Raw genomic sequence first — 13,484 nt, 5'->3', positions numbered from 1 at the left:
GGTGCGGGCACTGGTGGCAGGCCGGGCGGTGTACCCGCCCGGCCCGACTGCCTTCAGCGCAGGACGATTTCCACCCGGCGGTTCTGCGGCTCCCGCACCCCGTCCGCCGTCGGCACCAGCGGCCGGCTTTCGCCGAAGGCCTGGATGACCATGGCGGAACGCGCCACGCCCAGCCGGCCCAGCTCCGCCGCCACGGCATCCGCCCGGCGCTGGGACAGGCGCTGGTTGTATTGCGGCGAGCCCGAGCGGTCCGCATGGCCGGCCACTTCGATCCGCGTGGTCTGCACCCGCGCGGAATTCTGCGCCGCCTCGGCGATGATCTGCCGTGCCCGGTCGGTCAGGTCGGCGCGGTCCCAATCGAAGAATACCAGGTAGGTGCGGGCCACCTGCGGTGCCGCGGCCGGCGCCGGGGTGGCTTCCATCGGCGGGGCCGGCGGTGGCGGCGTGTACAGGGCGTAGCGCAGGCCCAGCAGGGCGGAATGGTTGTAGCTGTCCACTTCCGCCTTGCCGCGCGCGACCGTGGTGCTGCCGAGGCGGATATGCGCGTCGACATCCGATTGCAGCGTGCCGAGGAAGCGATACTCGGCGGTGATCGCCAGGCCCGGCACGGCGTCGATCGGGAAGGCGAGGCCGGCAATGCCCTGGTAGGCGAACTGGCCGTCGCTGCCATCGATGCGCACATTGCCGCCATTGGCCGCCGTGGCGCGCACGTCGTCGTATTCGTTCCAGACATAGCCGGCGCCGACGCCTACATAGGGCACCACGGGCCAGCCGAGATGGAAGTCGTAATAGGTGTTGGCCATGGCGCCATAGGACCGCACCGTGCCGCTGCTCTGCAACGGCCCGAAGCCACGATAGCCGGAGAGCTTGTCGACATCGTTGGTGCGGAAATTGCCTTCCGCCTCGATCCGGAAGCCGTTGCCGAAGCCGTAGCCCACCGCAAGGACTCCGGCGAAGCCGACATCGAATTCCGCGGTACCGGATGGATTGACGCCGTTGGCGCCAAGGAAGCCGGCGGCACCGCCGCGCAGGTTGACATCCGTCTCCTGCAAGAAGTTCACGCCGGCGCCCGCGCCGAAATACACCCCGGTCACCGGTTGCGCCTGCACCGCCCATGGCGATGCCAGCAGCGTCGCGGCCAGCAGCCCTGTCCTGAGTCTCATGATCCTCACCCCTCCGAGGAAATACATCAGCCGCCGTAATGATAGCGAAAGAACCGCGCGCGGAGGAAGCGCCAAGCCACAGCCTCTTCGCCAGGTGGCGGATTTTCGCCGGACGCAGCGGCATCACGATGCCGTCATGATGCACCGCGCCATCCCTGGCACTGGGTCCACTTGGCCAGACAGCTCCGGCCGGGGCCTTTACGAGCCACCGGCCGAAGGCCACACTTGCGAGTGACTTGCAACAACGTGGCGACGGCAGAAGGCACAGCGTCTCGCCTCGCCCGCAGGAGGACCACGGCTTGAACAACGACAAATTTTACATCGACGGCGCCTGGGTCGCGCCGGTGTCCCCCGCATTCATCGACGTCATCGACCCGTCGACCGAGGAAGCCTTTACCCGCATCGCCCTCGGCAGCGCCGCCGATGTCGACAAGGCCGTCGCCGCTGCCAGGGCCGCCTTCCCCGCCTTCTCCACCTCCAGCCGCGCCTCCCGCATCGCGCTCCTGCGCAAGATCGTGGAGATCTATGAGCGCCGCTACGAGGAATTCGTCCACGCCATCAGCCAGGAAATGGGCGCGCCGCTCTCCCTCGCCCGCGACGCCCAGGCCGCCATGGGCCCCGGCCATCTGCGGGAGCTGATCAAGACGCTGGAAACCTACGAATTTGAGGAGCTGCGCGGCTCCACCCTGATCGTGCGGGAGCCGATCGGCGTCTGCGGCCTCATCACGCCGTGGAACTGGCCGATCAACCAGATCGCCTGCAAGGTCGGCCCGGCCCTCGCCGCCGGCTGCACCATGGTGCTGAAGCCCAGCGAGATCGCCCCGATCGACGCCCTGCTCTTCGCCGAGGTGCTGCACGAGGCCGGCGTGCCCAAGGGTGTCTTCAACCTGGTGAATGGCGACGGCCCCACCGTCGGCGCCGCGCTCTCCGCCCACCCGGACGTGGACATGATGTCCTTCACCGGCTCCACCCGTGCCGGCATCCAGGTCGCCAAGGCGGCGGCGGATACCGTCAAGCGCGTGTCGCAGGAACTCGGCGGCAAGTCCGCCAACATCCTGCTACCGGACGTGGACTTCAGGCAGGCCGTGACCAAGGGCGTCGCTGGCTGCTTCGGCAATAGCGGCCAGTCCTGCAACGCGCCCACCCGCATGTTCGTCCCCGCCGCGCGGATGGACGAGGTGAAGGGCTACGCCAAGGCCGCCGCCGAGACCTTCAAGGTTGGCGACCCGCGCGCCGCCGATACCAAGCTCGGCCCGGTGGTCAGCCAGGTGCAGTTCGACAAGATCCAGGACCTGATCCAGGCTGGCATCGACGAAGGGGCAGAGCTGGTCACCGGCGGTACCGGACGGCCCGAGGGGCTGAACCGCGGCTACTTCGTCCGCCCCACCATCTTCGCCAATGTCCGCCACGACATGCGGATCGCGCGCGAGGAGATCTTCGGCCCCGTCCTCACCATCCTGCCTTATGACAGCGTCGAGGATGTCGTGCGCATGGCCAACGACACCGTCTACGGCCTGTCCTCCTACGTGCAGTCAGCGGATCTGGAGCAGGCGCGCAAAGTGGCGGCACAGATGCGGGCGGGCGACGTGCGCATCAACTACCCGGCCTGGGATTGGGGTGCGCCCTTCGGCGGCTACAAGCAATCCGGCAATGGGCGCGAGTACAGCGCCTTCGGCCTGGAAGAGTTCCTGGAGACCAAGGCCATCATCGGCTACGCCGCCGCCTGAGGCTGGGCCCCGGGGGCATCGCCCCCGGGGCTCGCGGCTTGTTGCACCCCTCGCCTGCCGGCAGGCCATCTCGCCTGACGTGACCAGGGGCATTCACCGCCCCTGGTCACCCGGCACCTCAGCGTGACGGACGGATCAGCACCAGCTGGAACTCCGCCGGCCCATTGCCCACTTGCCGGACGCGCAGGAAGGCCGGGCGCGGCTCGGCGCCGATCTCCAACCGCGAGGCCAGGCTGGTCTCGATGTCGTCGTTGGTGTCCAGTACGCCGCCATCGGCATCAAGCAACTCCAGCACCGTATCGGTGCCCTGGCCCAGGCCGAAGGTCATGGCGACCAGGGGGCGCCCGTCATAGGGCAGGCTGAACACGCCCGCCTCCCCCGCTTCCAGCGTCACCGCGACCGCCTCGCCCACCACGGGGGAGGGCCGCTGCCGCGCCTGCTCGATCGTCCCGGCCACGCCGCCCGCCTGGCCGGACCGGGCGCCGACCGAGCGCAGGACGAGATCGAACTCGCCGCCGCCGGAGCCATCCAGCGTCTGCACGCGCAGGAACGCCGCATGGCCGCCGGCGCTGCGCGTCGCGAGGCGGGAGGCGAAGCCGCCGCCGCCATCGTCATCCTCCAGCAGCACGGCGCCATCGGCATCCAGCAACGCCAGCACCGTATCCGTCTGGCGCCGCAGATTGCGTGTCAGCGCGATCAGATCCTGCCCCGGCGGCAAGGCGAAGAACGCCGCCTGCCGCCGCCGCAGCACCAGATGGGTGGTGGAATCCGCCGCCAGCGGCGGCCGCTCCCGCGCCGCGCTCAGGCTTGTGGGGAAGTCCGGTACCGCCTGCGGTGCTTCCCGCCGCAGGGTCAGGTCGAACTCGCCGGCACTGCCATCCAGCGTCGTCACGCGCAGGAACAGCGGCCCGGCCGCCAGGCCTGCCAGCGGCAGGTCGGAAGCGAAGCCCTCGCCGCCATCGTCATCTTCGGCCAGCACCCGCCCATCCGCGTCGACCACGGCCAGCACCGTATCGGTATCGCCCCGCAGGTTGGTGGTGGTGGCGGCCAGGCTTCCCAACTCCTCCGGCAGCGCGAAGAAGGCCGCCTGCTGCCGCCGCAGGCGCAGGTGCCGTGTCTCGCCGGCCGCGAGCGGCTGGCCGGCCCGTGCCCCATCCAGCGTCACCGGGAAGTCGGGCGGCGGCACCGCGGCGGAGCGCGTCACGATGACTTCGAACGTGCCGCCCTGGCTCTGCAACGTCCCCGCGCGCACCAGCCCGGGTTCCAGTTCCGGCCCCACCTCCAGCAGGGAGGACAGAGGCTCCCGCCCGCCATCGTCATCGCCGCTGACGGTGCGTCCGGCGCGGTTCAGCAGCGCGAGCACGGTGTCGGTCTCGCCAGAAAGGCGCCGCGTGGTGACGGTGTAGTGGCTGCCCGCCTCGGCCGCGACGCGGAAATAGGCCGACTGGCCGCGCCGCAGCGTCAGGCACACAGCGCGGCCCGGCTGCAAGGGTGGCGCGGAAGCCGCATCGGCCGCCTGCAAGGCAATGCGCAAATCCGGGTTTGGCCGGCAGGCACCGCCCTGGTTGCCGCCCCCCGGATTGCCGCCGGGGCTCTTCGACGGGCCCTGCTCCGCCCTTGGCTGGGGACCACCCCGCTGTGCCAGCGCCGCCCCGGCGGGCCAGGCCAGCGCCAGAGTGGCTGCCGTCGCCAGCAGCAACCCTGCCCGCCTGCCGGGAAATGCGGTGCCCGTATTCCGTGCCATGTGCTTCGTCCGCTGATCACTTCGGACGGCAGCTAGCTCCACCTGCACGGCTTCGGCAATCGGCCGCGTCATCACGTTCCGCCGAAGCGGCGCCGCGCCTCACCCCACCTTGTGGCGAGCCGCGTCGTACAGGGCGAGGCGGTGCGCCGCGATGGCCGTCAGGCCGTTGGACTGCGCTGCCGGCACATCCGGCAAGGTCTCGGAGAAGTGGCAGGCCACCTGCTGGCCGGGGGCGATCTCACGCATCCGCGGCACCTCGCTCCGGCACCGCTCCTGCGCGTAGGGGCAGCGGGTGTGGAAGCGGCAGCCGGGCGGCACCGCCATCGGGCTCGGCACGTCGCCGCCAAGCGGCGTGACGCTGCCGCGCCGGGACGGATCGGGGTGCGGAATGGCGGAGAGCAAAGCCCGCGTGTACGGGTGGCGCGGACGCGCGAACAGTTCCCCCTTGCCGCCCACTTCCATCATGGCGCCGAGATACATGACGGCAATGCGGTCCGCCATGTGCTTCACCACCGCCAGGTCATGCGCGATGAACAGGTAGGACAGGCCGAGCCGTGCCTGCAGGTCCTTCATCAGGTTGACCACCTGCGCCTGGATGGACACGTCCAGCGCCGAGACCGGCTCGTCGCACACAACTAGGTCCGGCTCCACCGCCAGAGCGCGGGCGATACCGATGCGCTGCCGCTGCCCGCCGGAGAATTCATGCGGGTAGCGGTCCGCATGGAACGGCCGCAGCCCGACCAGCGCCAGCAATTCCTGTACCTTGGCGCGGCGGCTTGCATCGTTGCCGATGCCGTGCACCACCATCGGCTCGGCAATGGCATCGCCGACCGTCAGCCGCGGGTTGAGGCTGGCATAAGGGTCCTGGAACACGATCTGCATGCGGCGGCGCAGTCCGCGCATGCCGCCATCATCCAGCCCGGTCACGTCCTGGCCGTCGAAGCGGATGCTGCCGGCAGAAGGCTCGATCAACCGCAGCACCAGCCGGGCGGTGGTGGACTTGCCGCAGCCGGATTCCCCCACCAACGCCAGCGTCTCACCCCGGCGGAGGCTGAAGGACACGCCATCCACCGCGCGCACCGCGCCGACCTGCTTCTGCCGGATGATGCCTTTCTTGACCGGATAGTGCTTGGCCAGGTCCGAGACTTCCAGCAACACGCTCATGCCGCGCTCTCCATGGCCAGGGCCTTCTCGATCGGCGCACGGTGGCAGGCCACCTCATGCCCATCCTCCACCAGCCGCAGCGGCGGCATCTCCGTCCGGCAGCGGGCGATGGCGAAGGGGCAGCGCGGATTGAAGCGGCAGCCATCGGGGAAGGCGAAGGGCGGCGGCACGGCGCCCTCGATCGCCAGCAGGCGGTCCCGATCCTCGTCCAGCCGGGGGACAGAGCCCAGCAGGCCGAGCGTGTAGGGGTGCTGCGGGTCCTCGAACAACGCGCGGGCGCTGGTGCGCTCCACCACCTTGCCGGCATACATCACCGCCACGTCGTCGGCCATCTCCGCCACCACGCCAAGATCATGGGTGATCAGGATGATCGACATCCCCGTCTCGGCCTGCAACTCCCGCAACAGGTCGAGGATCTGCGCCTGCACCGTCACGTCCAGCGCCGTGGTCGGCTCATCGGCGATCAACAGGCGCGGCCGGCAGGCCAGCGCCATGGCGATCATCACCCGCTGCCGCATGCCGCCGGAAAGCTGGTGCGGATACTCGTCGAAGCGCCGCTCAGGCGACGGGATGCGCACCCGCTTCAGCGCCGCGATAGCCTGTTCCTTCAGCGCGGCCGCACTATCCTTCGGGGAGTGCACCTTCATCGCCTCGACGATCTGCCGCCCGACCGTGTGCACCGGGTTCAGGCTGGTCATCGGCTCCTGGAAGATCATGGCGATCTGCCCTCCGCGCACCTGCCGCATATCCCCGGTCGGGATATCCAGCAGGTTGCGGCCTTCCAGCAGCACCTTGCCGTCCACCGTTCGCCCCGGCTGCGGCACCAGGCGCATGATGGAGAGCGAGAGCATCGACTTGCCGCAGCCGCTCTCCCCCACGATGCCCAGCGTACGCCCGCGCGCCACGGACAGGTCCACCCCATCGACCGCCCGCACGAGGCCGGAGGAGGTCTGGAAGACCGTCCTCAGCCCCTCGACGCGCAACAGCTCCTGCTGCATCAGGCCCACCGGAAGGTCGGCGGCGAGATCTTCTCCACCGGCCGGTGCGCCCAGTCCTGCGAAGGCGCACGGTCGAGGATGCGCTTCTGCGCTTCATCCAAATGCGCCGCCGCACCTTCGTAATCCATGGTCAGCACCTTCCCGTCCTTGACCACCTGCTGGCCCTCGACATGGACGGAGCGGATGGCGCGGTCGCCGGCGGCGTAGATCAGGCTGCGCATCGGGTCGCGTGCCGGGCGCATCTGCGGGTGCGTCACGTCCACCATGACGAAGTCGGCCCGGCAACCGGGGGCGAGGCGGCCGATATCCTCGCGGTTCAGCGCCTGCGCGCCGCCGATGGTCGCGGCGTCGAACAGGTCGGTGGAGGTCAGGCTGCGCGGGTCGCCGGATTGCGTGCGGGCGAGGTAGGACACCAGCCGCAGCTCATCCAACATGTTGTGCGGATAGGTATCGGTGCCGACACCCATGTTCACGCCGCGCTTGCGGTAACGGCCAAAGGACCGCATGGCGATGCCGCGCCGGGCGAACACCGTCGGGCAATGCGCGACCGTGGTGCCGGTGTCCGCCAGGCGGTCCAGATCGTTCTCGGTATGCCAGCGAGTGCTGGGATGGTCGTCGAGGAAGATACCGTGGCCGATGATGGAGCGGTCCGACAACAGCCCCATGCTGTCCAGCCAGCCGATCGGCGTATGGCCGCTGCGGCGGGTGATCTCGTGGAACTCCACCACGCTCTGCGCCGCGTGGATCTGCCAGGAGAGACCACGCTTCTCGGCCTCCTGGAAGCTTTCGCGCAGCAGCGTCTCCGAGCAGGTGTCGATCTGCGCGGGGACGACCATGCCGAACAGGCGGCCGGATTCATGCTGCTCGGCGCGCTCGATCAGCTTCAGCGCCTCGCCCATGGATTTCTCACCGGCCGCCTCGTCCCACTCATATTCGACGACGTGGCCGTTCTTGGTGAACCAGCGCGCCGAGCGGAACATCGGCGCGATGCACACCCGCATGCCGCTCTCCGCCAGCAGGTCCAGCCAGGCCGGATGCGCCATGGAAAGATCCGCCACGGTGGTGACGCCGGAGAGCAGCAGCTCCGACAACGCGACCCGCACGCAGGACGGCACTGCTTCCGCATCGGCACGGAAGATCGGCATGTATTCGTAGAGCGACGAATTATACAGGCCGGGGGAGCCGATCTCGTCGATCAGCCCCTTGTTCATCGGCTCGCTGGAAGGGTGGCAGTGGATGTTGACGAGGCCGGGCATGACCATCATGCCCTTGCCGTCAATGATCTCCTCCGCCGGCCCATCATAGCCGCGGCCGACGAAGGTGATCTGGCCGTCACGATAGGCCACCTCCGCATCCGTCATGTAGACATGCTGCTTGGCCGACGCGTCCCATGCGATGACGAGATCGGCGTTGCGGATCACGGTGGTGGTCATCGTCCCTGCCCCTTCTTGTTCGTTAGCGAGTCAAGCGGATGTCGAGGCCCTTGTAGAGCGCGACACCATAGATGCCGTGCGCCCGGGCGCCCTGCACACGCTGGGAGGCGGCAAGATACAGGTTCTCATGCGCCACCGGGATCCAGGTATTCGCCTCGGTCACGATGCGCTGCACCTGGCCGATGGCGGTGTTGCGCTCCTCCTGCGTCAGGCCGCCGCGGGCCTGGCGCAGCGCCGCGTTGGTCGCGTCGTCGTTCCAGTTCATGCGGTTGGGCGTCGGCCGGTTGGCGCCGTCGAAATACAGCGCCAGCCCGTCCGTGGCGGAGACGTAGGGGTAGGACATGATGAAGCTGTCGAATTCCTGCGTGGCCAGCTTGCCCCAGGCAACCGTGGCATCCCACAGCTGGATCTTCATCTCGATACCGACGCGGCGGAGATCCGCCTGGATGGCCTCGGCGATCTGCCGATTCACCTGGTCCTGGATGCCATACAGGGTGAAGCTGGCGCGCAGGCCATCCTTCACGCGGATACCATCGGAACCCGCCCGCCAGCCGGCTTCCTCCAGCAGCTTGCGCGCCGCTTCCGGGTCATGGCCCGGCAACAGGCCGGATGCCTCGGCACTGTAGCCCAGCGCCGCCGGGTTGATGTAGCCGTTCATCGGCTGCGCGGCGGTGAAGAAGGCCGCCTTGGTCACCGCTTCCCGGTTCACCGCCATGTTGGCGGCACGGCGGATGGCGGGGTCGCTGACCACCGGCTTGTCCACCTTGAACCCGAAAAAGTAATCCCACAGGTAGTTCGGCTGCGTCGTCACCTGCACCGTCGGCAGGCGCTGCAGCTGCGCCACGGCGATGTGCGGGATGTACTGCGTCACATCACCCTGGCCGGATTGCAGCGCGGCGAGGCGGGTGTTGGATTCCGGGATTACGCGCCAGATCACCCGCTCCACCTGCGGCGAGGGGTTCTGGTAGATCGGTGGGCCCCAGGTGTAGGTGGGGTGGCGGCGCAGCGTCAGCTGCTGGCGCGGCGTCCAGGATTCCCAGCAATACGGCCCGGTGCCGTTGAAGCCCTGCACGCCGAAATTGGCGCCCAGGGCCTCGACATTCTCCTTGTCGATGATCGAGGCGAAGAACAGCGTCAGCTGGTACAGCAACTCACCGAACGGCTCGTTCAGCTCGTACTCGACCGTGTAGTCGTCGACCGCGCGCACTTCCTTGACGTTGCCGGCGCGCCAGCGCACCGGGCTGCGCGTCGCCGGGTCCACCCAGCGGTTGATGGAATAGGCTACGTCGGCGGCGGTCATCTTCTTGCCGTTGCAGAAGGTGACGTCGCGGCGCAGGCGGAAGGTGTAGGTCTTGCCATCCTCGCTGACCGACCAGCTCTCGGCCAGGCCGGGCCGCACGGTCTTCATATCCCAATCCAGCGACACCAGCGTGTCCGCCATCATGTACATCACCTCGCCATTGCTGCGCGCGGTGGAGCGATGCGGGTCGTAGTTGTCCGCGTCGATAGAGCGCAGCGCCACCAGCGTGTCGCGCGGCGCGGCCTGCGCGAAGGCGCCGCTGGCCGGCAAGGCGGCGGCGGTGAGCGCCAGCATGGCGGCACCCAGGGTCTTCTTCATCTCACCAGTCTCCCAACGGCCCTGTGCGGGCCTGTTATGTTCAGACACGCAGCCTCGGGTCCAGCGCATCACGCAGCGCGTCGCCCAGCAGGTTGAAGGCCAGCACGATCGTGAAGATCAGCAAGCACGGGATCACCGCGATATGCGGGGCGAAGAACAGGAAGTCCCGCCCTTCGGAGGCCATCGCGCCCAGCTCCGCCATCGGCGCCTGCGCGCCGAGGCCGAGGAAGGACAGCGCCGAGCCCAGCAGGATGACCTGGCCGAAGCGCAGCGTCGCGAAGACGAACAACGGCGAGAGGCAGTTGGGCGCCAGGTGCCGCAGGATCAGCCGGGCGTCGCTCATGCCGGTGGCCCGCGCGGCCTCGATATAGTCCTGCCGCATCACCACCATGGCGCTGCCACGCACGATGCGCGCCATCAGCGGCACCGTGGCGACGGAGAGCGCCAGGATGATGGTCGAGATCCCCGGGCCAAGAATGGCGGCGATCGCCAGCCCGAACAGGATGGCGGGGAAGGACAGCAGCATGTCCATCAACCGCATCAGCAGCCCGTCGATGCGGCGGTAGAAGGCGGCGGCGAAGCCGACCAGCGCGCCGACAACGCCGCCCAGCAGCACGGAGGCCACGCCCATCATCAGCGTGGCGCGCAGGCCGTAGAGCAGGCGGGTGATCATGTTCCGACCCTGCCCGTCCGCGCCCAGCATCAGCCCTTCCGTACCAGGCACGGAGAGCGCGACGGAGAGGTCGTTGTCGAACGGCCCCGTCGGCGCCAGCCAGGGCGCCAGCAGCGCCACCAGCACCAGCAGCACAACGATGGCCAGCGCGATCGCCGCCACGGGCTCCCGCACCAGCCGCCTCAGCATGCCCGGCCGCTTGGGCATGGAGGCGGGAACGGGGGCGACCACGGCAGCGGCGGAGGCTCCGATGTCAGCCATGCTCAGGCCCCCCGCATGCGCGGATCGAGCGCCACATAGAGAATGTCCACCAGCAGGTTCACCACGATGAAGCCCAGGGACAGGATCAGGATAGTACCCTGCGCCATCGGGAAGTCGGAAGACAGGATGGCACCCACGGCCAGCCGCCCGACCCCGGGCCAGGAGAACACCGTCTCCGTCACCACCGCGCCGCCCAGCAGGAAGCCGATCTGCAGGCCGATCAGCGTCACCACCGGAATCAGCGCGTTGCGCAGCGCGTGGTGCAGCACCACGGCGAATTCGCCGAGGCCCTTAGCGCGCGCCGTCCGCACATGCTCGGCGCCCAGCACCTCCAACACCGCGGTGCGCGTCATGCGCGCCACGGGGGCGATGAAGGTGCCGCCGAGGGTCAGTGCCGGCAGCGCCAGGGATTGCCACCCCTCCAGGCTCCACAACGGACCGCCGCGCCCGGTGAAGGGCAGCCACTGCCACTGGAAGCCCACGAACCAGATCAACATCAGCCCGAGGAAGAACACCGGCACCGAACCGCCGGCCACCGACAGCGCCGTGACGAAGCGGTCCAGCAGCGACCCGCGCCAATAGGCGGCCACGGTGCCCAGCGCGATGCCGATGGGGATGGACCAGAACAACGAAGCGAACATCAGTTCCAGCGTCGGGCCGATCGTGGCACCAAGCTCCTGCGTCACCGGCACGTTGTTGATGATGGAGACGCCGAGATCCCCATGCAGCAGCCGCCACATATACAGGCCGAACTGCATGTAGAGTGGCTGGTCCAGCCCCATATCGGCGCGGATCTGCGCCACCACCTCGGCCGTCGCCGTCGGGCCGGCCCGCACCGTCGCCGGGTCGGTCGGCACGACCTGCATCAACAGGAAGCCAATCAGCAGCACGCCCAGCAGAACCGGGACGGCCATTAACACGCGTTGCAGGACATGGCGCAGCATGATGTCAGTCCGCGACGCCGGCCAGCGTGCCGGCCTCCCCATGACGGTCGAAGATCGGCACGCCGCCACGGAAGGTCAGGTCCGCCTGCGTCGTCAGGATCTCCTCCGGCGCGATGGAGAGCAGGTCGCGGGAGAAGACGGTGATATCCGCCTGCATGCCCACCTCCAGCGTGCCGCGGTCGCCTTCGGCGAACTGCGAATAGGCACCGCACCAAGTGTAGCAATGCAGCGCCTGCTCCGGCGTCAGCGTCTCCTCGGCGCCCAGCACGGTGCCCTTGTTCGTCTTGCGGGTGATCATCGTATAGAGGTTCTGGAACGGGTTGACCGTGCAGACCGGGCTATCGGAGGACGCGGCCGGGTGGTGGCCTTCCAGCAGCCAGGTGCGCATCGGGTAGGCGGCCTCGGCCCGCTCCAGCCCCAGGTTGCGCACGTAGAGGTCGCCGAACTCATACATGAACAGCGGCTGCGGAATCGGGATGATGCCGTGCCGCAGCATCCGCCGCCGCTGGTTGGCATTGAGGAAGCCGCAATGCTCGATGCGGTGCCGGCGGCCGCCGATCGGCGCCTCCGCGCTGTCCGCCATCTCCATGCCTACCAGCACCTGCTCGATCGCGGCGTCGCCGATGGCGTGGATGTCCAGCTGCCAGCCCTGGCGATGGTAGTGCCCCAGCATCTGCTGCATCGCCGCATCGGGGAAACAGAAGATGCCGGTGCCGCCGCCGGCGCTTTCCAGATAGGGGTCGAAGAAGGCGGCGGTCAGCCCACCGGCGGAGCCATCGCCGAACACCTTCACAGCGCCCCAGGCGAGCATCGCCTCGGCGGTCGGCCCCGCGGCCACGCCAGGGCGCAGCCCGGCCTCCCAGGCGCTCTTGGCGATGCCTTCCGGGTTGCCGGCCAGCACCTGCCACATGCGCTGCAGCAGCCGCCCATCGGCCTCGGCACGCCGGTAGGCCTCAATCTCGGCAAGGCCTGCCGTCATGCCCACATTCATGTCGCTGGCGCTGGCGAAGCCCATGCTGGCCAGTTCGCGCCCCGCCGCCTCGATCGCATCGACCATGCGTGCCTCGGATGGCGGCGGCATCACATCCCGCACCAGCCGCATCGCGCGTTCCTGGAACAGGCCGGTCAGCTTGCCGTTCTTGCGCTCGATCGCGCCGCCTTCCGGGTCCGGCGTGTTGTGGCTGACGCCTGCGAGTCGCAGCGCCGCTGTATTGGCCACCGCTACATGTCCACAGGTGCGCACTATGAAAACCGGATGATCGGGGGCCGCACGATCCAATTCCTCGGCCAGCGGATGCCGCCCGATATCGAGCTCGCCGTGGTCGTAACCACGCCCGAGAATCCACTGCCCCTTTGGAATCTTCTTGGCCGCCGCAGCGATCCTGCCGAGAATCTCGTCCAGGCTGCGCACCTCCTCGGCGCGCAAATTCACCTGGCTCAACCCCAGGCCGAAGGGCAGCAGGTGCATATGCGCTTCGTTCAGCGCCGGGGTGGCCAGCCGGCCCGCAAGGTCCACCTTGCGCGTCCCGGCACCGACCAGATGCGCGACGTCGTCGGATGACCCGACAGCCGCCACGCGGCCGTCCCGCACCACCATCGCCTCGGCAAATCCCTTGTCCAATCCAAGGAAGATACGCCCGCCAGAAATCAGCAGGTCCGCTGTCATGCTTCGTAGCTCCGCCCGAGGCCTGTGCCCGCAGCGGGGCGGAAAGGCCTCAACGAGGTTGCAACATGCATGACCGGCTCCCCTGGATTTTTG

The 13,484-nt window shown here is 68.7% G+C and carries 10 protein-coding genes; 1 reads left to right on the top strand and 9 read right to left on the bottom strand.

Annotated elements, in window-relative coordinates; translation table 11 throughout:
• Nucleotides 1–53: 53 nt before the first annotated feature.
• On the bottom strand, nucleotides 54–1,163 hold the full coding sequence (locus IBL26_RS13295) for an OmpA family protein (protein ID WP_187784982.1): 1,110 nt from the start codon (nucleotides 1,161–1,163) through the stop codon (nucleotides 54–56).
• A gap of 299 nt (nucleotides 1,164–1,462) precedes the next feature.
• On the opposite strand from IBL26_RS13295, the gene IBL26_RS13290 reads away from it, so the two are divergent.
• On the top strand, nucleotides 1,463–2,890 hold the full coding sequence (locus IBL26_RS13290; RefSeq protein ID WP_187784981.1) for an aldehyde dehydrogenase family protein: 1,428 nt from the start codon (nucleotides 1,463–1,465) through the stop codon (nucleotides 2,888–2,890).
• Between the two features lie 118 nt (nucleotides 2,891–3,008).
• Here the strand turns inward: IBL26_RS13290 and IBL26_RS13285 are convergent, their stop codons facing one another.
• From IBL26_RS13285 to IBL26_RS13250, 8 genes are all read right to left on the bottom strand, one after another.
• Nucleotides 3,009–4,634 carry a hypothetical protein gene (locus IBL26_RS13285; protein ID WP_187784980.1) on the bottom strand — a complete coding sequence of 542 codons (1,626 nt, stop codon included), beginning with the start codon at nucleotides 4,632–4,634 and terminating at the stop codon, nucleotides 3,009–3,011.
• A 99-nt stretch (nucleotides 4,635–4,733) separates the two neighbouring features.
• The gene (locus IBL26_RS13280; protein WP_187784979.1) at nucleotides 4,734–5,798 is read right to left on the bottom strand and encodes an ABC transporter ATP-binding protein; all 1,065 of its coding nucleotides are present in this window, start codon (nucleotides 5,796–5,798) and stop codon (nucleotides 4,734–4,736) included.
• On the bottom strand, nucleotides 5,795–6,796 hold the full coding sequence (locus IBL26_RS13275) for an ABC transporter ATP-binding protein (RefSeq protein WP_187784978.1): 1,002 nt from the start codon (nucleotides 6,794–6,796) through the stop codon (nucleotides 5,795–5,797). The genes IBL26_RS13280 and IBL26_RS13275 overlap by 4 nt, the downstream gene beginning before the upstream one ends.
• Nucleotides 6,796–8,229 carry an amidohydrolase family protein gene (locus IBL26_RS13270; RefSeq protein ID WP_187784977.1) on the bottom strand — a complete coding sequence of 478 codons (1,434 nt, stop codon included), beginning with the start codon at nucleotides 8,227–8,229 and terminating at the stop codon, nucleotides 6,796–6,798. The genes IBL26_RS13275 and IBL26_RS13270 overlap by 1 nt, the downstream gene beginning before the upstream one ends.
• Before the next feature lie 22 nt (nucleotides 8,230–8,251).
• Complete coding sequence (locus IBL26_RS13265) at nucleotides 8,252–9,847, bottom strand: ABC transporter substrate-binding protein (RefSeq protein ID WP_187784976.1); 1,596 nt, start codon at nucleotides 9,845–9,847, stop codon at nucleotides 8,252–8,254.
• A 40-nt stretch (nucleotides 9,848–9,887) separates the two neighbouring features.
• Nucleotides 9,888–10,781 (bottom strand): ABC transporter permease, encoded by an 894-nt coding sequence (locus IBL26_RS13260; RefSeq protein WP_187784975.1) that lies wholly within the window; start codon nucleotides 10,779–10,781, stop codon nucleotides 9,888–9,890.
• 2 nt (nucleotides 10,782–10,783) lie between these two features.
• Nucleotides 10,784–11,725, bottom strand: a complete 942-nt coding sequence (locus IBL26_RS13255; RefSeq protein ID WP_187784974.1) for an ABC transporter permease — start codon at nucleotides 11,723–11,725, stop codon at nucleotides 10,784–10,786.
• A gap of 4 nt (nucleotides 11,726–11,729) precedes the next feature.
• Nucleotides 11,730–13,391: an amidohydrolase gene (locus IBL26_RS13250; RefSeq protein ID WP_187784973.1), complete on the bottom strand. Its 1,662-nt coding sequence runs from the start codon at nucleotides 13,389–13,391 to the stop codon at nucleotides 11,730–11,732.
• Between the last annotated feature and the right edge of the window lie 93 nt (nucleotides 13,392–13,484).

The sequence above is a fragment of the Teichococcus aerophilus genome (genome assembly GCF_014490485.1).
GTDB classification, from domain to species: domain Bacteria; phylum Pseudomonadota; class Alphaproteobacteria; order Acetobacterales; family Acetobacteraceae; genus Pseudoroseomonas; species Pseudoroseomonas aerophila.
Note: the sequence above shows the minus strand (reverse complement) of the source record. Positions and strands in the feature narration are given on the sequence as shown.

Bases quoted from the DNA above. Each gene is read 5' to 3' on its own strand.
- IBL26_RS13295 (WP_187784982.1), bottom strand. From the start codon at position 1,163: ATGAGACTCAGGACAGGGCTGCTGGCCGCGACGCTGCTGGCATCGCCA.
- IBL26_RS13285 (WP_187784980.1), bottom strand. From the start codon at position 4,634: ATGGCACGGAATACGGGCACCGCATTTCCCGGCAGGCGGGCAGGGTTG.
- IBL26_RS13280 (WP_187784979.1), bottom strand. From the start codon at position 5,798: ATGAGCGTGTTGCTGGAAGTCTCGGACCTGGCCAAGCACTATCCGGTC.
- IBL26_RS13275 (WP_187784978.1), bottom strand. From the start codon at position 6,796: ATGCAGCAGGAGCTGTTGCGCGTCGAGGGGCTGAGGACGGTCTTCCAG.
- IBL26_RS13270 (WP_187784977.1), bottom strand. From the start codon at position 8,229: ATGACCACCACCGTGATCCGCAACGCCGATCTCGTCATCGCATGGGAC.
- IBL26_RS13265 (WP_187784976.1), bottom strand. From the start codon at position 9,847: ATGAAGAAGACCCTGGGTGCCGCCATGCTGGCGCTCACCGCCGCCGCC.
- IBL26_RS13260 (WP_187784975.1), bottom strand. From the start codon at position 10,781: ATGGCTGACATCGGAGCCTCCGCCGCTGCCGTGGTCGCCCCCGTTCCC.
- IBL26_RS13255 (WP_187784974.1), bottom strand. From the start codon at position 11,725: ATGCTGCGCCATGTCCTGCAACGCGTGTTAATGGCCGTCCCGGTTCTG.
- IBL26_RS13250 (WP_187784973.1), bottom strand. From the start codon at position 13,391: ATGACAGCGGACCTGCTGATTTCTGGCGGGCGTATCTTCCTTGGATTG.